The organism is Cyanobacterium sp., assembly GCF_054166785.1.
This window is the reverse complement of record NZ_JBSZCP010000023.1, coordinates 62,473-82,559: the sequence shown is the minus strand read 5'-3', so window position 1 is coordinate 82,559 and position 20,087 is coordinate 62,473. Positions and strand designations below refer to the sequence as shown.

At 38.9% G+C, this 20,087-nt stretch carries 17 protein-coding genes; 7 read left to right on the top strand and 10 right to left on the bottom strand.

The features are described 5' to 3' along the window. Window positions 1–192: 192 nt before the first annotated feature. From smc to ACXITR_RS04190, 4 genes are all read right to left on the bottom strand, one after another. Window positions 193–3,825, bottom strand: coding sequence for a chromosome segregation protein SMC (gene smc / locus ACXITR_RS04205; RefSeq protein WP_457995975.1), 3,633 nt, complete (start codon window positions 3,823–3,825; stop codon window positions 193–195). An 80-nt stretch (window positions 3,826–3,905) separates the two neighbouring features. Next, window positions 3,906–5,189, bottom strand: a complete 1,284-nt coding sequence (locus ACXITR_RS04200) for an Nramp family divalent metal transporter (RefSeq protein WP_457995974.1) — start codon at window positions 5,187–5,189, stop codon at window positions 3,906–3,908. A gap of 62 nt (window positions 5,190–5,251) precedes the next feature. Continuing rightward, entirely contained in the window at window positions 5,252–6,646 is a 1,395-nt protein-coding gene (mgtE, locus tag ACXITR_RS04195) for a magnesium transporter (RefSeq protein WP_457995973.1), read from the bottom strand. Window positions 6,647–6,759: 113 nt separating this feature from the next. Further along, window positions 6,760–8,415: an NAD+ synthase gene (locus ACXITR_RS04190; protein ID WP_457995979.1), complete on the bottom strand. Its 1,656-nt coding sequence runs from the start codon at window positions 8,413–8,415 to the stop codon at window positions 6,760–6,762. Between the two features lie 256 nt (window positions 8,416–8,671). On the opposite strand from ACXITR_RS04190, the gene psb32 reads away from it, so the two are divergent. The 6 genes from psb32 to ACXITR_RS04160 all read left to right on the top strand — a co-directional run bounded on the left by psb32 (window position 8,672) and on the right by ACXITR_RS04160 (window position 12,937). Beyond that, on the top strand, window positions 8,672–9,364 hold the full coding sequence (gene psb32 / locus ACXITR_RS04185; RefSeq protein ID WP_457995972.1) for a photosystem II repair protein Psb32: 693 nt from the start codon (window positions 8,672–8,674) through the stop codon (window positions 9,362–9,364). A gap of 68 nt (window positions 9,365–9,432) precedes the next feature. Then, on the top strand, window positions 9,433–9,687 hold the full coding sequence (locus tag ACXITR_RS04180) for a DUF6761 family protein (RefSeq protein ID WP_069790298.1): 255 nt from the start codon (window positions 9,433–9,435) through the stop codon (window positions 9,685–9,687). 190 nt (window positions 9,688–9,877) lie between these two features. Beyond that, window positions 9,878–10,135, top strand: a complete 258-nt coding sequence (locus tag ACXITR_RS04175; protein ID WP_457995971.1) for a chlororespiratory reduction protein 7 — start codon at window positions 9,878–9,880, stop codon at window positions 10,133–10,135. Window positions 10,136–10,161: 26 nt separating this feature from the next. Then, window positions 10,162–11,442, top strand: a complete 1,281-nt coding sequence (locus tag ACXITR_RS04170) for an L-lactate MFS transporter (protein WP_457995970.1) — start codon at window positions 10,162–10,164, stop codon at window positions 11,440–11,442. Between the two features lie 41 nt (window positions 11,443–11,483). Continuing rightward, window positions 11,484–12,254: a 1-(5-phosphoribosyl)-5-[(5-phosphoribosylamino)methylideneamino]imidazole-4-carboxamide isomerase gene (gene hisA / locus ACXITR_RS04165; RefSeq protein WP_457995969.1), complete on the top strand. Its 771-nt coding sequence runs from the start codon at window positions 11,484–11,486 to the stop codon at window positions 12,252–12,254. A gap of 113 nt (window positions 12,255–12,367) precedes the next feature. After that, window positions 12,368–12,937 (top strand): nicotinate-nucleotide adenylyltransferase, encoded by a 570-nt coding sequence (locus tag ACXITR_RS04160; RefSeq protein ID WP_457995968.1) that lies wholly within the window; start codon window positions 12,368–12,370, stop codon window positions 12,935–12,937. 50 nt (window positions 12,938–12,987) lie between these two features. On the opposite strand, the gene rnc is transcribed toward ACXITR_RS04160, so the two are convergent. The 6 genes from rnc to dnaK form a co-directional block, all read right to left on the bottom strand. After that, window positions 12,988–13,731: a ribonuclease III gene (gene rnc, locus ACXITR_RS04155; protein ID WP_457995967.1), complete on the bottom strand. Its 744-nt coding sequence runs from the start codon at window positions 13,729–13,731 to the stop codon at window positions 12,988–12,990. 112 nt (window positions 13,732–13,843) lie between these two features. Then, the gene (gene deoC, locus ACXITR_RS04150; RefSeq protein ID WP_457995966.1) at window positions 13,844–14,521 is read right to left on the bottom strand and encodes a deoxyribose-phosphate aldolase; all 678 of its coding nucleotides are present in this window, start codon (window positions 14,519–14,521) and stop codon (window positions 13,844–13,846) included. Window positions 14,522–14,589: 68 nt separating this feature from the next. Further along, window positions 14,590–14,904 (bottom strand): DUF2973 domain-containing protein, encoded by a 315-nt coding sequence (locus tag ACXITR_RS04145; protein WP_457995965.1) that lies wholly within the window; start codon window positions 14,902–14,904, stop codon window positions 14,590–14,592. A gap of 74 nt (window positions 14,905–14,978) precedes the next feature. Continuing rightward, window positions 14,979–15,305: a DUF2605 domain-containing protein gene (locus tag ACXITR_RS04140; protein ID WP_457995964.1), complete on the bottom strand. Its 327-nt coding sequence runs from the start codon at window positions 15,303–15,305 to the stop codon at window positions 14,979–14,981. A 97-nt stretch (window positions 15,306–15,402) separates the two neighbouring features. Continuing rightward, window positions 15,403–15,747 (bottom strand): DUF3082 domain-containing protein, encoded by a 345-nt coding sequence (locus ACXITR_RS04135; RefSeq protein ID WP_457995963.1) that lies wholly within the window; start codon window positions 15,745–15,747, stop codon window positions 15,403–15,405. Window positions 15,748–15,975: 228 nt separating this feature from the next. Continuing rightward, window positions 15,976–17,886 (bottom strand): molecular chaperone DnaK, encoded by a 1,911-nt coding sequence (dnaK, locus tag ACXITR_RS04130; protein WP_457995962.1) that lies wholly within the window; start codon window positions 17,884–17,886, stop codon window positions 15,976–15,978. Window positions 17,887–18,192: 306 nt separating this feature from the next. Here dnaK and typA point away from each other — a divergent pair, with 306 nt between their 5' ends. Continuing rightward, complete coding sequence (gene typA, locus ACXITR_RS04125) at window positions 18,193–19,986, top strand: translational GTPase TypA (RefSeq protein ID WP_457995961.1); 1,794 nt, start codon at window positions 18,193–18,195, stop codon at window positions 19,984–19,986. The last annotated feature ends 101 nt before the right edge of the window (window positions 19,987–20,087 follow it).

The following is a 20,087-nucleotide window of genomic DNA, read 5'->3' as shown; positions in this document are numbered from 1 at the left end:
TATGGAACGTGCCTCTTTAGATGCAGAGTCGTCAAGCTCTACCGAATGCGGAAGTATGAGGCAACTTGGGGCGAAAAAGCAGATGTCTGCAAAGAAGCGTCAGAAACAGCAATCTCAGAGTAGCGGATTGCTGTAGTTCATGTTAATTTAAATCATACTCTGCCACGCTTTTTTAGGCGTGGTTTTTATTTTTTATAATTTTATGCCTAATACTTGGGTATATGCACCCCTAGCTTGGGTAACGCCTATGGTGCGCTCGGAGGCTTCAATCATCGGACGACGTAAACTAACCACAATAAATTGAGCTAATTTTGCCTGTTGCTGAATCATTTTTGATAGTTTTTCCACATTGGCACCATCTAAAAACATATCCACTTCATCGAAGGCATAAAAAGGGGAAGGGCGGTATCTTTGTAGGGCAAAAATAAAACTCAAAGCAGTCAAGGATTTTTCCCCCCCGGACATGGAACTTAATCTGGTTACAGGTTTTCCTTTGGGGTGAGCAACGAGGGTTAAACCACCATTAAAGGGATTATTTTCATCTTCTAATTTTAAATAGCCATCCCCTTCGGAGAGGGTAGCAAAAATAGTTTTAAAGTTCTCATTTACCGCCGTAAAGGCTTCGTTAAATGCTCTTAATCTGAGGGTAGTAAAGTTTTCTACCCTTAATAATAGTTCAGTTCTTTCTCCTTCTAGGGTAGCTAATTTATCGGACAACTCTTTGAGTCTTTCTTGGTTTTTTTCATACTCTTCTAGGGCTAACATATTAACTGGTTCGAGGGCTTCTAGTCTTTTTTGTCCGTTGCGAATTTCTTTGTTAATTTGCTCTAGTTGTTCTTGCAGGTTATCAAAAATAATTTTGTTGTCTTCCCCTTCTTGGTTAATTAAATGGGGAATTTCGGGTAAAGGATTGGGCAGTTCTGGAGTAATTTCTTCTAGTTTAGTTTTTAGTTCTGTTAGTTTTGTTTGATTTTCTTGATGTTGTAAAAGTATTTTTTCTAAATTCCAGCTAAGTTGTTGTTGCTGATTTTCAAGTTTTTTCAGGTCTTTTTCTTGGGCATCTCTGGCTTTTTTTATATCTGCTAATTTCTGGGCTAATTCTTGAAATTGTATTTCATAATTTTTGATTTCTTGCTCTAATAAGTCCAAATTATTATGATTATCTTGGGTTTCGATGATTATTTTTTCTTGGGATTCAATAATATTGGTTAATTTTTCCTTATTTTGAGTTTGTTTTAATTCTATATCTATACATTGATTTACTAAAGATTGTAATTTATTTTGAGCTTGATTTATTAATTTTTGCTGTTCTTCTAAATCTAATTCTTGGGTTTGAATTTGTGATTGTAAATTTTGCCATTCTTGATTATCATAGCTAGATTCTAATTGTTTTAATTGAGCCTGTTTTTCTGTTAATTTTAGTTCTAATATTGGAATATTTTTATCAAGATTAGTTAACTCTTGTTTCGCTTCTACTAACTGCTGATAATTTTGACCATTATTAGTAATTATTTTTTCTTTTTCTGTTTCTAAGCGACTATTTTCTTTTTGCCATTGTTCAAAATCAAGTTGTTTTTTTTGCCTATTTTGTCTTGTTTGATTTAGCTCTTCGGATAAGGTCTTGACTTGTTGTCTTTTTTCGCTTATTTTAAGATTAAGCTGGATAACTATGTCTTCAATTTCTTGAATACGTTTGTACAACATCTCCACTTCCGTAGAATCGGTATTAACGGCATTACCAAAGTGAAGGGCGTTACGCTTGTTGATACTTCCCCCAGTCATGGCACCACTGGCTTCTAATAATTCTCCATCGAGGGTAACAATTCTTTCTTGACCGATGAAACTACGGGCGGATTCTAGGTCAGAAAATACCATGGTATTACCGAAAACATAGGCAAAAATTGGGTAGTATTTATCTTCGCAGGTGATGAGGTTAACGGCTAAGTCTATATAACCTTGGGCGTATTGGATTCCACCTAGTTGGTGAAGACGGGGGGCTTTGATTTTATTGAGAGGAAGGAAAGTTGCTCGTCCTGCTTTTTTTTCTTTGAGAAGTTTGATGCCTGCGGCGGCAATGGAATCATCTTCGACGACGATAAAACCTAGTCTTCCCCCTGCGCAAATTTCGAGGGCGAGTTGATAGACGGTTTCTACTTGTCCCAGTTGGGCGACTAAGCCACATACTCCGGGTAAGTCGGAGTTAAGAATTATTTTACTGGCATGGGTGCCTTGGGCTTCTTGTTGGGCTTGTTTGGTGGCTTCTAGCTTGTCGAGTTGTCTTTGTTTGTCTCGTTGTTCGATAAGTAGGCGATTGATGGTTTCTTGGTTGAGGGTGATTTCTTGCTCTAGGTTGGTTAATTTTTGGGCTAGGTTTTGGATGGTTTTTTCTAGGGTTTGGATTTCTTGTTCAAAATCGGATGGGGAGTTAAGTTGATGATTAATTTGGGTTTCTAAATGGGTTAGTTGTTGGTTTTCATTGTTGATGGTGGTTTGTAGTTGTTGACAACGTTCTTCTAATAGGGCTTTTTTTGTTAGTTGAGGATTAAGAAGGTTTTGAATATGATTAATTTCTTGATTTAGGGCTGTTTGTTTTTCTACCCATACTTGAGATTCGGAGGCTATTTGTTGGGCGGATTGTTTTAATTTTTCGAGGGTAGTTTTTAAATTATTTTTATCAGTTTCTAGGCTGGGAAGTTGATTGTTTTCTAGCTTTTGTTTTTGTTGAGTAAGGTTATTTAATTGTTTTTGATATTCTTGTTGAGTGATTTGTATTTGTTCTTGGTTAATGATATTTTCTTGGGATAATTTTTTTAATTCTTCTTGTCTTTGGTTTAACTGTTGTCTTTTAGCTTTTTGGGTAGCAAGTTTGGAGGCAATGGAAATTTGTTCTTCTTCTCCTAATGCTTTTACTTCTTTATTTAATTCTTCTAAATGGTTAAGGGCGATCGCACTTTTTCCCCTAATTAAAATTAATTCCTGTTGTTTATTTTCTTGCTCATTTTCTAACCTAATTATTTCCTGATTAAGCTGATTTTCTCTTTCTTGAAGATAACGCCAATTAATAACAATAGCCCACTCTTTTTTCTCCTGAATTTTGGCTTTTAACTTTTGATATTTTGCTGCTTTTTGAGAATCTTGTTGTAACTTCTCCCCATAAGCAGACAATTCTTGAGTAATAATATGACACTTTTCTTCCCTCTCCTTTACCGCATCCAAAGTTGATCTAGTTTGATTAATTTTACGGTCAAATTCTGCTACCCCTGCCAACTCATCAATTATCTCCCTTCTCTCTTTTGCATTCATGGTAATAATGCGGGTAACATCCCCCTGCAACACCACGTTATAACCCTCAGGATAGATGCGTAAACGGTTTAATTGAGTTTGTAATTCCGTAGCGGTACAAGGTTGATCATTTACATAAAAAGTAGAAGCATAACTGCCTTTTTTTGTCACCCTTAAACGACGGGTAATTTTTAATTCTGTTAAGGATTTTAAATCAATATTATTGTTATTTTCTTCTTCACTATTATCTCTTTCCAAGTTATCTAAATCTTCAAAATCTGACACATCAAAAGTAACGGAAACGATGGTTTCTAAGGTTTTACTATTACCCTTTTGACTATTATTAATTAAATCGGGTAATCTATCGGCACGCATTCCCTTTGAACTTGCTAAACCTAAACAAAATAAAAGAGCATCTAATATGTTAGACTTCCCAGAGCCATTGGGTCCAGAAATGACGGTAAAACCAGGCAAAAAAGGAACTGCGTTACTACCTCCAAAGGATTTAAATTTTGATAGTTCTACTCGTTTAACATATACCATTGCTCAGGATTTGATAATTTTACTAATAGTTAATTAATATAAAAATAATACGATTATTGATTAAAACATTACAATTTTTTTTAATGGAAGAATTGCCAATAAAACCAAATCAAAGTAAAGGCAATTAACCATGATAAGCATACCCAACTAAAATATTTATAAAATTTATTTGGTCTAGCTACCGTAGGGGTAAATTTTCCCGTAATTAGTTTGAGGTTAAACCAACCAAGAATGGGGGCGGCGATGAAAGACAATCCCGAAGCAAAATCAATAAGAGTGGTGAATGCTTGTCCTGCCAAAAACTGTAAAATTAGAAGGGCGATCGCAGGTACAACAAACAATGATAATCTGTAAATAATGGATTTACTTTGGTCAATTTCGGAGTTAGGATGATGCTCTGCCCATAGGGTAGCCATGACACGGGGATAGGCATCCGTTACCGCCAAAGTAGTGCTAAACATGGTAATCAAAGCGGCGATCGCAATTATGGGGGTACTCCAACTACCAAGGGTATTACTATAAAGTTGGATTACTTGCACAGAAAATTGGACACTATTATTAGAAAAACTTTCCCCACTACCAAACATAACCAAAGCACCCAAAAGAAAGAATAATAAACCAATAAAACCTGCGGATAAATAACCTAAATTAAAGTCAATATTAGCCTCTTTTAAACTTGGTAAATAATGGGTTTGTTTTGCCCTTTCCCCTGTCCAAATAGAATGCCATACCGCCGCATCGAGGGGAATCGGCATCCAGCCCATGAAAGCGATAGCAAAGGTAATGCCCGTAGGAGTCCAATAGGAGGGAGGAATTGCCCTCACCGGCTCACTACCTACCCTTGCCCCCACCGCCATAATTACGGCTAATACGGTACAAATAGTAAGGAGGGAGATAATAAATTTCATGGTTAGGTCAAGGACTTTGTAATGCCCGATGTATAACAAAGCAATACATAAAGCTAAGATAATGCCACTCCATACCACACTAGACCAACCAAAATTAAATAATTGCTCTGCTAATCCTGCGGTGACAACGGTTACGGCCGCTTGAATAATAAACATTGTTCCTACCGTGAGGGCTATATATACCCAGTAAGCATAGTTGCCCATACGTCGATAGCCTTTGATGAGGGTTTCTCCCGTTGCCGAAGCATATCGAGGGCCAAATTCCATAAAAGGATATTTACTGACAATGGCTAAAATCAATAACCACAATAAAGAAAAGCCGTAATCAGCCCCCGCCCTCGTGGCTTGGACAAGATGGGAAACCCCAATGGCTGCCCCCGCCATCAAAATGCCAGGACCAATGGCAAGGATTAAATTTTTATATTTATTGGGAATATTTATAGCTTTTTTGACCATCGATGACGGTAATTTTATTTAGATTAGGAATGCTCGAATTTAAGGTTTAATAGTCCATTGTTTTAGAAGCCCAACATTTGTCTCGCAACGTTGAAATAAATTAATACTCCTAAAACGTCCACCGCAGTAGTAATAAAAGGGCCAGACATGAGGGCTGGATCTAAGTTTAGGCGTTTAAACAGGAATGGTAAACCCGAACCTGCCACGGAGGCTAATACGGAGATTGCCATTAAACTAATACCTACACTCAGGGCAACAGTGATATTACGATTACTCTGGGGTAAGAAGTAAGCCCATAATATGGTGATTAAACCTAAACCTAAACCTAAAAGAGCCCCGGCGATCGCCTCTCTCAATATAACTTTACCTACGCCAAAATCCTTTAATTCATCGGTGCTTAAACCACGAATTACCACCGTAGATGATTGAGTACCAATATTACCCCCACTGTCGATGAGGAGGGGAATAAAAGCGGCTAAAACAGTTATTTCGGCTAAAATGTCTTCCTGCGCCCCGATAATGCTACCTGTGAAGGTATTGGTTAGTAACAACACCAATAACCAACTAACCCGACGACGGGCAACGGTGAAAAGATTGGTTTCAAAATAATTATCCCCGTCAGATTGCACCGCACCCAAGGCATAAATGTCCTCCGTGGCTTCCTTTTCAATAATATCAATGACATCATCAACGGTGACAATACCCACCAACCTTAATTCCCTATCTACCACTGGCACTGCTAAAAAGTCGTATCTTTGTACTAATTTAGCGACTTCCTCTTGATCCATATCTGTTTTAATGTAGATAACATCGGATTTCATCACATCTCCCAAGGTTTGATGGGGATCATGAATTACCAAGTCTCTTAGGGATACAACCCCAGTTAAATGGCGGGATTCGTCCGTTACATAGATATAGTAAATTAGTTCTGATACCGTAGCGTGCGATCGCAACCTATCCAAGGTTTCCCCAAGGGTGAGATGAGCTTTCAAAGAAATATACTCAGGAGTCATAATTCTTCCTGCCGTATTTTCCTCATAGCCCAACAACAAATTAGTTGCCTGTCTTTCCTCGGGGCTAAGTTGAGCCAAAATGCGTTTTACCACCGAAGCGGGTAACTCATCAAATAATCTAGCTCTATCATCAGGGGACATCTTATCGACAATATCCAACACCTCCTGACGCTTAAATTCTTCGATCAAAGCCTGTTGAGTGTTATAGTCTAAATGTTCATATACATCAATGGCTTCAGTTTTACTAAGAAGACGAAAAGCTATTAACTGCATGGTTTCGGGCAAATCTTCAATGGCCTCAGCAATATCCACTGGTTGCACAGGAATAAGTAAGGATTTTGCTCCCTTTAGGTTATTAGCATCTAACATCAACTTTAATTGAGAAGCCACTAAATCCCTTAACTGATGACGAGAATCTGTGTTACTAATAGGATTTTCTGTCATTTGATTTATAGTTCCCTCCTCAATTATCCAGATACTCAGATTATACAGTTATGTCATTAGAATAATAATCGATAACTAGGTTAAAGACAATTAATTTCTTGGCGTTGTTAAAATCACCAACGACTGGCAATGGGCATTTTCCAACCAGTGCCAAAAGCCCTATCGGTAATTTTGAGTACAGGAGGGGCTTGTTTCCGCTTAAATTCGGCTTTGACGACTAATGCTAATACTTTTTTGACAGTATTTAAATCGTAGCCTGATGTAACAATTTCTTGTTCCGATTGATGAAAATTAAGATAACGTTCCAGAATATCGTCAAGGATGGGGTAGGGGGGTAAGGAGTCTTCGTCTTTTTGATTAGGTTTTAATTCGGCACTGGGGGGCTTGATAATTATATTATTGGGGATAATTTCTTGATCATGGTTTAACCAACGACAAAGGGAAAAAACTTTGGTTTTAGGTACATCGGCAATGACGGCTAGTCCTCCATTCATATCTCCGTAAAGGGTACAGTATCCCACTGCCATTTCTGATTTGTTGCCTGTGGAGAGGAGTAAATGACCAAATTTATTGGCGATCGCCATTAAAATTGTACCTCTAATTCTGGATTGGAGATTTTCTTGGGCTATGCCGAAGGTTTCATCATCAAAAATAGGATTGAGGTTCGTGTTAAAGTCATCCATCATGGGTTCGATGGGTATTTTATGGGTTGTGATACCAAGGTTTTTGGCTAGGTGCAAAGCATCGATGAGAGAATGTTCTGAGCTATAGGGAGAGGGCATCAATATCCCTAATACGTTTTCTTTGCCGAGGGCATCTACGGCGATTTTAGCCACTAGGGCGGAGTCTATACCACCGCTTAAACCTAATACGGCTTTACTAAATCCACATTTTCGGGCGTAGTCTTTTACCCCAAGGATAAGGGCTTGATAGATTTCTTCTTCTTCCCCTGGCATGGGGTTGATGGTGCTAGGTAGTATATCTTTCGTTTGGGGAGAGTATTCTACATATACTAAGTCTGTTTGGTAGCTTTTTGCCCTTGCTACTACCTGAGATTCTTTATTGATAGCAAAACTATTACCATCAAAAATTAGGTCATCATTGCCCCCAATTTGGTTAGTGTAGATAATGGGGATTTTATGTTTATTAACCAAGTATTTTAACATGGTTTCCCTTAGTTGTTGTTTTCTGACCACATAGGGGGATGCCGATAGGTTAACAATTAGCTCTACCCCTTGTTTATTAATTGATTGAAGGGGATTTATTTTATAGTTTCTTTTCCCCCAAAAGAGTTCATCATTCCACAAATCTTCGCAGATAGTCACTCCTATTTTTATATTATTTAGTTCAAAATAATTAGGGTGTTCTCCTATTTCAAAATAGCGTTTTTCTTCAAATACATCGTAGTTAGGAAGCAGTTGTTTATGAAAAATTTGTTTTACTTCCCTTCCTTGGATAAGGGCGATACTATTGTGGAGGGCTTTTTCTCCTTTTTCCATGGCTAGGGGGTTTTCGGTGGCTAAACCTACTAATACTGCGATGGTGGAAGGTACCCTAAGGGCGATCGCCTCTAATTCTTGTGCCATAGTGGTAATGAAATCATGGCGAAATAGTAAGTCTTTGGGGGGATAACCGCAGAGGGATAATTCAGGGGTTAATAACAATTCCACCCCATCTTGAGAAGCCTGTTGGGCCACTTCAATAATTTTTTGGGCATTATTTTTTATATCCCCAATAATTGGGTTTAACTGGGCGATCGCAATTTTCATCATAAAATAAATAGGATTTGAAGAAACATAAACACTAACGCTCAAAGAAAATAGAAAATAAAGATCGATAGAACAAAGTTAAATAATCAAATAAAAATCAATAATAATTAAACTAATAAAGCGCTTTATTATTTTCTATTTTATATCCTTTACAAAATGAAATTCCATCAACTTGGACAAACTTAAGTTTTCTAAATTCTCTCAGGGTGAGATAATGTAAAAGAAATTATAAGTCAAAAATAAAGGATACATAATCATGACAAAACTGTATCGTATTATTACCAGCATATGGTTAACCCTAACCATCGTATTTAGTATCGGTGTGGGCAACGCCTATGCCACTGGGGTATATGATATGCCCATTGTTAGAGCAGGAGAGCCTGTATGGGTAGTAGATGAAGCCGACACCCTCAGCCGAGCCACCGAAGCGAAATTAGATGATATGTTTGATAAACTAGCCCAAGCCACAGGCACAGAATTACGGGTAATTACCCTCCGTCGCCTAGACTATGGTGCCACCATCGATAGCTTCACCGATGAAGTATTTGAAAAATGGTATCCTACCCCCGAGGAGCAAGAAAATCAGGTGCTATTAACCCTTGATACCCTTACCAATCGCAGTGGTATTCATGTAGCTGAGTCCTTACAAAGTTTGTTAACCCCCGAAATTATCGAGAGTGTGTCCAAAGAAACCATTGGTTTTGCCCTCAAAAATCAGCAATATAATCAAGCTATAGTGGATGCGGGCGATCGCATGATTGCCATATTATCAGGACAAGAAGATCCAGGCCCCCCCGAAATTCAAGAGCTAAACATCGAAGGTACATTTTCCACCGCCGAAGAAACCGATGATGGCATTGCTACTATCTGGATCGTACTTTTGGTACTTCTTGCTACGGTTATCCCTATGGTTACATACTTTTGGTATGTAGGATTTCCGGGTAGTTAAGCTAGAATGGATATATGGAAGCTAAGTATTTCATAATATAAAACTTTTAATAACTAGCCAATAAAAACATGATTACAGACACAATCGCTATCAGATACTATCAAAAACTAACCGATGGAATGGTTGATTTATGGGCAAGGGGCAGTCGTTATGAAGAGTTAAGGGTTTATATGGAAGGGTATTTGGCTTGTTTACGTCAGACAAATATTATTGAACCTTATCTTATCCATCGCCTTGAAGAAGAAGCATTTCGCTTTTTAAGAGATCCTTCTAACTTTGAATTGGCAATGCCTCAGATGCAAAAAGAACATGATTTCTATTAAATTTCTTTTTGTTTTAATACAATATATAAAGCTCAGGACTAAGATTGAATAGGATTAATTTTTTATTCAGTTTTAGTCCTTATTTTTATGGTAAAATTTTTGTTTATGTTTTTAAATAATAATCAATCAATAATTTTTCGCTTTATTCCCCCTGATTTTTATACCCCTTAACACCTAATTAATTTTTTCCATGGCCGATTCAATCATGTATCAAGAAGATGGTTATGTTGTTTTAGAAAATGATAAACCAGAAGAATTGATGACTAAAACAGAATTATTAGACAAACTCAAAAAAGTTGTAACCGATTCTACAGATTTACCCCGTGATGTGGCACAACATAATAGTATCGAAGAAAAAGCTGAATATTTACTAGAAAACTACTGCGAATTTAATCCCGACGAAAATAGCTACTTGCAATGGTATGTGGTGCGCTGGGAAAAAAATTAACTCAATAATTCAATCATTAAATTTTCATGGTTACATTTCTTATCAAAGATAACTTGGATAAACAAAGATGGTGGATTGCCGTGGGTGCTATCATCATTCAACTATGTTTAGGTACCATCTACTCTTGGAGTGTGATAAAAAATGAATTAGTCACGAACCAAGGTTGGGCAGAGGTTGCTACCTCCATGGCTTTTGTCATTGCTCTAGGAATCATTGGTTTTGCAGCGGCGGTGGGGGGAATTTTAGTAGATAAAAAAGGGCCAAAATTTGTGGCAACCTTGGGGGGTTTACTTTTTGGAGTGGGTACTATCATCGCAGGGGTAGGTATTCAACTAAATAATTTTCTCATTCTCTACCTCGGTTATGGACTAATAGCAGGATTGGGGAATGGTTTTGGTTATGTTACCCCCATTGCTACCCTCATTCGTTGGTTTCCCGACAAAAGGGGTTTGGTGACGGGTTTAGCGGTAATGGGTTTTGGGGCTGGTTCTTTTTTTATTGGTTTAATTGCTCCTTATTTTATTAATAATTTTGGAGTACCGAATACTTTTTATCTTTGGGGGGCGGCTTTTTTAATTTTGATTGTGGCTTCTGCCCAATTATTAATCAATCCACCATCGGGATGGTTGCCCCTTGGTTATGAGTTGCCCACGGGAAATAATACCATTGATTCTTTTGATTTTCACCGTGCCATTCGTGCTTCTCAGTGGTGGATTTTGTGGGGAATTTTATTTGTTAATGTTAGTGCTGGATTAGGGTTTATTTCTCAGTTATCAAGCATTGCCAGAGATTTATATTCTTTGCCCAGTTTCGAGGATTTAAGCCCCGAAGCAATAAGTTTATTAAGGGATAGGGCAGGAGCTTTTGTAGTGGCGATCGCAGCTATTTTTAACGGTTTAGGAAGACTATTTTGGGCATGGTTATCGGATATTTTTGGTAGAAAAGCAATTTTTTCCACCATGTTTCTTACCCAAGCGGTGTTATATCTAATTATTCCTTTCCTCAATAGTTACATCATCTTTGTGTTTATTGCCTGTTATCTTCTTTCTTGCCTTGGGGGAGGATTTGCCACCATGCCTGCCTTTGCCGCCGATGCCTTTGGCTCAGAAAATATTGGACGTATCTATGGGGCAATGTTAACCGCATGGGGTAGTGCAGGGGTTATCGGGCCATTTGTTTTTAGTTGGATAAAAGATAACACCGCTAGTTATAATTACGCCCTTTATGGGGCAACGGCTTTACTGGTAATCGGTTTTATTTTGACACAAATTTATAAACCCCCCCGCAAAATTATGATGGAGAAGTAATGGGGTATAATGAATGTTCTTGACATTTCGCTAATGTGGTTATGGAAGTAATACCAGCAATTGATTTATTAGGTGGGCATTGTGTACGTTTATATCAGGGAGATTATGCCCAATCTCAAGTATTTAATGAAAACCCTGTGGAAGTGGCTTTGCAATGGCAAACTCAGGGCGCTACCCGTTTACATTTAGTGGATTTGGATGGGGCAAAGGCTGGGCATCCTGTGAATGTAGATGTTATCAAAGAAATCGTCTCTACTTTAGATATTCCCGTACAAGTAGGAGGGGGGTTGCGCGATCGCACTTCAGTGGAAACCCTCTTTAAATTAGGAGTTGATAGAGCGATTGTCGGTACTGTAGCCGTGGAGAATCCAACCTTAGTAAAAGAATTGTGCGAGGCATTCCCCAAAAAAGTAGCCATCGGCATCGATGCTAGAAACGGGAAAGTAGCCACCAAGGGATGGTTAGAAACCTCGGAGGTAGAAGCCACGGCATTAGCCCAAGCCATATCACCCCAAGCCGCCGCCATCATTTATACTGACATCCATCGGGATGGTACATTAGTAGGCCCCAATAAAGAAGCCTTGAGGGAAATTGCCAGTGTTACCGATATTCCCATCATCGCCTCTGGGGGTATTAGTTCATTGAGTGATATTTTGGGTTTGTTATCCCTTGAATCGGTGGGGGTTAAGAGTGTTATTGTGGGTAAGGCAATCTACACAGGAAAGGTAGATTTAACCGAAGCCATTAAAGCTGTGGGAGATGGCAGATTACAGGATATTCCCCTTAATTTAGGGGATTCTGCCTTGGCTTAAAATCCGTAACTATGAGAAACGCTATATTGTTATTTATCATTTAACGAGGGGTTTAAACCCCTTGTCTGTAAGCACTTCTTTCCCCTTTCTTGTAATTCACCCTTTTCCATTCGATGAAAATTGCTATTTTTGGCACTAGCGCTGATCCCCCTACCATTGCCCATAAAACAATTTTAGGTTATTTGAGTCAAAAATATGATTTAACGGCTGTTTATGCTTCTGATAATCCCTTTAAAGAGGGTCAAAAAAGTCTATACCATCGTACTCAAATGTTAGATTTACTCATAGAAGAAATCAGGCTCTCTACGGGTAATGATAACATCGAACTGGCTACGGATATAGGCGATCGCCGCACGGTCTATACCATCGAAAAAGCCAAGAAAAAATGGGGAGAAACATCAGATTTAACCTTTGTTATCGGCAGTGATTTGGCATCCCAGATATTTAGTTGGTACGAAGCTAAAAAACTATGGTCACAAGTCAAGGTTTTAATATTACCCCGCGCGGGTTATCAAGTTGATACTCAAACAAGAAAAAATCTGGATCAATACACCCTAGGCTATACCTTGGCGGATTATTCATTACCCCCTGTTTCTTCTACGGAATATCGTCAAAATCAAAATAAAGAAGTGCTTACCCCAAAAGTAAAGTCCTACATTCAAATCCACAATTTGTATCATTGAGGCTTAATTTTAGGATATAGAACTTTGAATTGTTTTCTAGTACCGATAATTTATCTTTGGTTGTCCATGGGAGACACTTCCCCCTGATTAACAAAAGTATAAAAGGCTTGTTTTGCAGCGGCTTGGTGAGATGCTTTCTTGGTTGCCCCTTTCCCTTCCCCTAGAAGTTGCTCTTTTAGCCATACTTGTGCCACAAAACGCTCATTTTCTTCTCCTTTATTGAGACGATGTTCTTGAACAAGATAGGTAGGTAATGATTTATGTACCCTTTGCGTCCATTCCTGTAAAGCGTCTTTATAGTTCTGCCTTGCAGGATCAGCGTGAACTTGGGCTGCTTTTTCTGATAGGATGGGGTCTAACCAATGGCGTATTAGTTCCATGGTTTTGGTGCTTTCGTATAATGCACCGAGGATGGCTTCAAAGGCATCCGCAAGACGGGAAACACGCCCCATGCGATCGCCCCTTACATTAGGTGCAATAATTAGATAGGTTTCTAATCCATACTGTTCGGCTATTTCGGCTAAAAAGCGATCGCTGACAATCACTGAACGAATGGCTGCATACTCTCCTACGGGTAACTCAGGGTAGGTTTCTTTTAGTAATTCAGCGGCAACTAATCTCACCACGGCATCCCCCACAAATTCTAATTGTTCATAATTATTTTTCTGGGAGGCACTCGGATGAGTCAGGGCTGTATCTAATAATGTCCAGTTAACCTGTGATAAATCTGTTAAACCTAATTTTTTTAGGAGTTTCTGTAGCTCTATGCGACGACGAGGATCAGTTATTGTCATTAGACTCTGTGTTTGAAATCTGTAGAACTTCTATTTATTTGGTAAGTTCAACCATGATCTTTTATCATAACATTTTCTTAACTAAATCTCAACCCCTTCCCCCATTAGAAAATTAGTTATCAACATTTTCTTTTTGTTGCCGAACAATTTCAACCCCCCTCGATGTTCCTAGACGGGTTGCCCCTGCATTGATAAGGGCGATCGCACTTTGTAAATCCTTAATGCCCCCAGAAGCCTTAATACCCACTCTTCCTTTACAGATACGGTGCAATAGAGCCACATCTTCCACCGTTGCTCCCCCAAACCAACCAGTGCTAGTTTTCAGGAAACTTACCCCCGCATCTAAACATATTTCCGCCGCCACTTTCTTTTCTTCTTCTGTCAAACAGGTCGTTTCTAAAATGGCCTTTACTGGGATTCCCGTTTCCTCACAAATAGAAGCAATTTCCTTATGAATCCAATCAAACTTTCCAGCCTTTAACCACCCCAAATTAATCACCACATCCAACTCCCCTGCCCCATAATTGGTAGCCTCTTGGGCTTCATGTAACTTCACTTGGGGAGTAGTCGCTCCTGTGGGAAAACCAATAACCGTGGCTACCTTAATTTTTTGAGTATGAAGTATAGAGACAGCTTTTTTCACATGGACAGGATAAACACAGACTGCGGGAAAACCACAATCGATGGCTTGATTACAGCATAATTCCACATCCTTCGTGGTAGCTAAGGGGTTTAGAAGGGAATGATCTATATATTGAGCAATGTTAACATCCGCAGGGGTGATTACCATAAAGCAAAGCAAAGAAAAAATTACATTAGCTTTAATTATCCATTATTAATTATCAATTATCAATTATGCTAACTGTCTTCCTCTGTTTGTCTGGTTTGTCCGGGGGAGGATTGATAGATAGAATCCAATCTTTGACGGGCATCTTCTACCGATACGGAACGAATTACCAATAAAGGCTCATCTACAGGATCTCCATTATCATCTAACAATTCGGGATGGGGAACTCGGTAAGACTGGGATGCTCTTCTATTAATAGGTCTAGGGGTATCAGTCCAAGAACCTCTCTGGGATTCACCACTGATGGTAATGAGACTGCGAATTAAGTTGCTAATGGCAAAAAAAGCAATCACTGTAAAGGCAAGAATATAAATTAGGTGTAACATTAAAATCTCCGCTCAAAATTTTGTGTAATAGTTTTTTGTTAAATAGTTTTAGCTCTTTCTTGTTTTAGAAAAATCTAATTTTGGTTTAATTCTTTTTCTTTGCGCCATCTACGGGCAACACTCCAACATTCCCCCACAAGGCTGTGCCAAGGCATCAAAACCTTTGTATCTATTCCAGCCATCCCATCCGTTGCGTTAAAAAGCATAGAAGCTGTTTTTACTTCTTCCTGAGAGTTTTTTATTCTAGCCATTAGATCATCTTGTTCTTCTTCTGATAAGAAAGTTATTCTCTCGGATTCTAGTAAAGTAATAGAGCGAGAGAACCAATACTTAAAATCTTCTAGTAGAGGTGCGAGAACCTTAGCTAGTAGCTCTCTTTCTGTGGGTTGAGATGGTTGCATATTATTTTTATATATCTATATATTACTACTCTATCTTTGATCCTAACAAACTTTACATAAATTTACATAAATAGTTAATTTTTCTCAGGAAAGTAGCTTAGGAGTTAGGACTCGAACTCTGCTTTTTGATGATGAGTTGAATGCCGAGGGCAAATAGACCCACTGTCACCATTACAAATACAAAGGTTGCCATGGTAGTAATGCCCATGATTAGGGTTCTGACGGTGGAAGCGATACGGGCAGCCATGGGGTTGTCGAAACGGATGGGTATTCCTGCATAGGTTTGGACAATGGATTTTGTTAAGAGGTAAGCGGCGATCGCCAATGCCCCTGAAATACTACTCCCTGTAAAACAACGAATCGGGGTAATGGGTTTATCAATGGATTCACTTTGTTCTTGATTAGTGGTAATTTTTGTTTCTTTTTTGTCTGAATCAGTCATATAAAATATATTCGAGGTTTTTCCCGATTATGGAAGTGCTACATTCTAATCATAATATTATTTTTCCATTGCCACTCAAGGATAAAAGGCGATCGTCTCAAGGAGAATGTAGAACAAAACGAAAAATCATACCTTAATTCACCAACGCCTAATTTTCTTTCCCAACAAAAAAAGAGACGTTGAAAACAACGCCTCCTAAATCAAAATAAAATCTGTTTAGTTAAAAAACTACTTATCTTCTTCGGAAAACTCCGCATCAATGACATCATCGCCATCATCACTAGGAGCAGAGGAAGCATCCGCCCCAGGAGCGCTGCCCCCAGGAGCCGCCCCATCAGCAGACTGCTGATAAACGTTAGTACCGATGGTGTAGAGAACCTGTTGTAACTCTGGCATTACAGTTTTAATTTTCTCATCATCTTCCTTAGCTACCGCATCTTTGAGATCTGCGATTAAACCTTCCGCCTTAGTTTTATCCTCGGCAGAAACCTTATCTCCTAGCTCTGTTAATTGCTTCTCAGCTTGATATACTAAAGAGTCAGCTTGGTTTTTACGCTCAATGGCTTCCCGTTTTTCCTTATCGGCTGCCGCATTAGCTTCAGCTTCTTTCACCATACGATCTACATCTTCATCGGGTAAAGTAGAAGCTCCAGTGATGCTGATAGATTGTTCTTTACCAGTACCTTTATCCTTAGCGGTCACATGGAGAATACCGTTAGCATCAATGTCAAAAATTACTTCAATTTGAGGTACTCCACGGGGTGCGGGGGGAATCCCATCTAAGCGGAAAGTTCCCAAACTCTTGTTATCTTTAGAAAATTCTCTTTCCCCTTGTAAAACATGAATTTCTACATTACTCTGACTATCTACTGCGGTGGAGAAAGTTTCAGATTTTTTGGTGGGGATGGTGGTGTTCCTAGGAATAATTTTAGTCATGACACCGCCGAGGGTTTCTACTCCTAAAGATAAAGGAGTAACGTCTAGTAAAAGAATGTCTTTAACTTCCCCAGATAGTACACCCCCTTGAATGGCGGCACCTACGGCTACCACTTCATCAGGGTTAACGGTTTGGTTAGGATCTTTTCCTAATACTTTTTTAACGACTTCTTTAACCGCTGGAATACGGGTAGAACCACCGACTAAAACTACCTCATCAATGTCGCTAGGGCTTAATTTAGCGTCCTTGAGGGCATTTTGAACGGGGATAGCACAACGATCAATTAGATCAGAACAAATTTCCTCAAATTTAGCTCTAGTTAAACCTAATTCTAAGTGTTTGGGCCCATCTTGGGTGGCGGTGATGAAGGGTAAGTTAATATCTGCTTGGGATACGTTGGAAAGTTCAATTTTTGCTTTTTCAGCGGCTTCGGTTAAGCGTTGTAAGGCTTGTTTGTCTTTGCGTAAATCAATACCTTCTTTTGCTTTGAAGTCGGCGGCGAGGAAGTCAACAATTTTTTTGTCGAAGTCATCTCCCCCTAGATGGGTGTCCCCAGAGGTGGCTAATACTTCAAATACTCCGTCCCCTACTTCCAATACGGATACGTCAAAAGTACCACCACCTAAGTCAAATACGAGGATGGTTTCGTTACTTTTTTTATCTAAACCGTAGGCTAAGGAAGCGGCGGTGGGTTCGTTGATGATACGTTTTACTTCGATCCCGGCAATTTTACCAGCGTCTTTAGTGGCTTGACGTTGGGAGTCGTTGAAGTATGCGGGAACGGTGATTACGGCTTCGGTAACGGTTTCCCCAAGGTATTTACTAGCGTCTTCTACTAATTTACGTAATACTTGAGCTGAAATTTCTTCGGGGGCAAATTGTTTGCCTTGGGAAGGACAGTCCAATTTTACGTTACCGTTTACATTTAATACTTGATAGGATACTTCGGTGGTTTCGTTGGTTACTTCGTCGTGTCTCCTACCGATGAAACGTTTTACAGAATAAAATGTATTTTCAGGATTCATTACCCCTTGACGTTTGGCAATTTGTCCTACTAGGCGATCGCCATTTTTCGCATAGGCAACCACAGAAGGAGTGGTTCTAAAACCCTCAGCATTAGCAATAACGACAGGTTTACCACCTTCCATTACTGCCACACAGGAGTTTGTTGTACCTAAATCTATACCTACTACTTTTCCCATAAATGATTAATGATTTAATATATTTACAAATTTAAAATATTGGAATAATCAAAGTTTCGTAATGATTGCTCATAATTTGATTATTTTCATCTTCTATAATGAAGCAAATTAGGGCAGTTCAGGTAGTGTAGTTTTCCGTACATTGATTTATTTACCTAGGGTTTGATTTGTTTTGTATCCCATACATTTTTTAATCCAGATACAATAAAAAAACCAAAGTGACTCACAAGATTAACAAAAAATAACAATGATCAGTTAGAATTAAGGCAACTATAAATAATCATTACAATAAGTTAAAGAGTATATATGTCTCTCCCCATTCGCAATCTTGCGATTATTGCCCACGTTGACCACGGCAAAACCACCCTAGTAGATGCTTTATTACAACAGTCTGGAATCTTCAGAGAAGGAGAAGAAGTTCCTACCTGTGTCATGGATTCTAATGATATAGAAAAAGAAAGAGGAATTACAATTCTTTCCAAGAATACTGCCGTACGCTACAAAGATACATTAATTAATATTGTAGATACCCCCGGACACGCCGACTTTGGCGGTGAAGTTGAACGGGTTTTAGGTATGGTTGACGGTTGTGTATTAATCGTCGATGCCAACGAAGGCCCCATGCCCCAAACTCGTTTTGTACTCAAAAAAGCCCTAGAAAAAGGTTTACGTCCCATTGTTGTTGTCAATAAAATCGATCGCCCCAATGTCCACCCCGATAGGGCTGTAGATAAAGTATTTGATTTGTTTGTGGAATTAGGTGCTGATGATGATCAGTGCGACTTTACCACCCTTTATGCCTCTGGTTTGGCTGGATTTGCTAAAAATAACATCGATGATGATGATGTGGATATGCAGCCCTTATTTGAGGCGATTTTACACCATGTTCCACCCCCAGCAGGAGATCCTGAAAAACCTTTACAATTACAAGTAACTACCCTCGACTATTCTGATTATTTAGGCAGAATTGTTATTGGTAGAATCCATAACGGTAAAATTGAAGCAGGGCAACAAGCGGCTTTAATGAAGGAAGATGGAAGTATTGTTAAAGCCAGAATTACTAAGCTATTAGGTTTTGAAGGATTACAAAGAGTTGAGCTACAAGAAGCAACTGCAGGTTATATCGTTGCCGTAGCAGGATTTGCAGATGCCAATATCGGTGAAACCATTACTTGTCCTAACGAGCCTCAGCCATTACCTTTGATTAAGGTTGATGAGCCTACCCTGAGAATGACCTTCTCTGTTAATAATTCTCCTTTTGCAGGATTAGAAGGTAAATTTGTTACTTCCCGTCAAATTCGCGATCGCCTCGACAAAGAATTACAAACCAATGTAGCTTTAAGAGTAGAAGATGGAGAGTCCGCTGATCAATTTATTGTTTCAGGAAGGGGTGAATTACACCTAGGAATCCTCATTGAAAATATGCGCCGTGAAGGTTTTGAGTTTCAAGTATCTCAGCCTCAAGTAATTTACCGTGAAGTAAATGGACAACCCTACGAACCTTTTGAATATTTAGTTTTAGATGTACCAGAAGAAGCCCAAGGCTCTTGTATCGAACGTTTAGGACAACGTAAAGCAGAAATGCAAGATATGCAGTCGGGGGAAAATGGACGTACTCAATTAGAGTTTGTGATTCCCGCCCGTGGTTTAATTGGTTTCCGTGGTGACTTTATTCGCATGACCAAAGGTGCCGGTATCATGAACCATAGTTTCCATGAATATCGTCCTTTAGTAGGAGACTTAGAAACCCGTTACAACGGTGTACTTATTTCCTTTGAAGAGGGGGTTTCTACTTTCTACGCCATGAAAAATGCTGAGGATAGAGGGGTATTCTTTATCCATCCCGGTACTAAAGTTTATAAAGGCATGATTATCGGTGAGTGTAACCGCGCTCAGGATGTGGAAATTAATGTTTGTAAAACCAAACAGCTAACCAACCACCGCTCGGCCACTGGAGATGAGTTAGTACAATTACAAGCTCCCGTGGAAATGAATTTAGAACGTGCTTTAGAATATATCGGACCTGATGAGTTATTGGAAGTAACTCCCGAATCTATTCGCCTACGTAAAGTTAATACTAAGAAATTAGTTAAACGTTAATTTTTGTCACCGACAATCAATTACTCTGAGGGTTAACAACATCGTTAACCCTTTTTTTATGCTCAAAATCATTTATTTACCCCAACAAGATTTTATTTTAA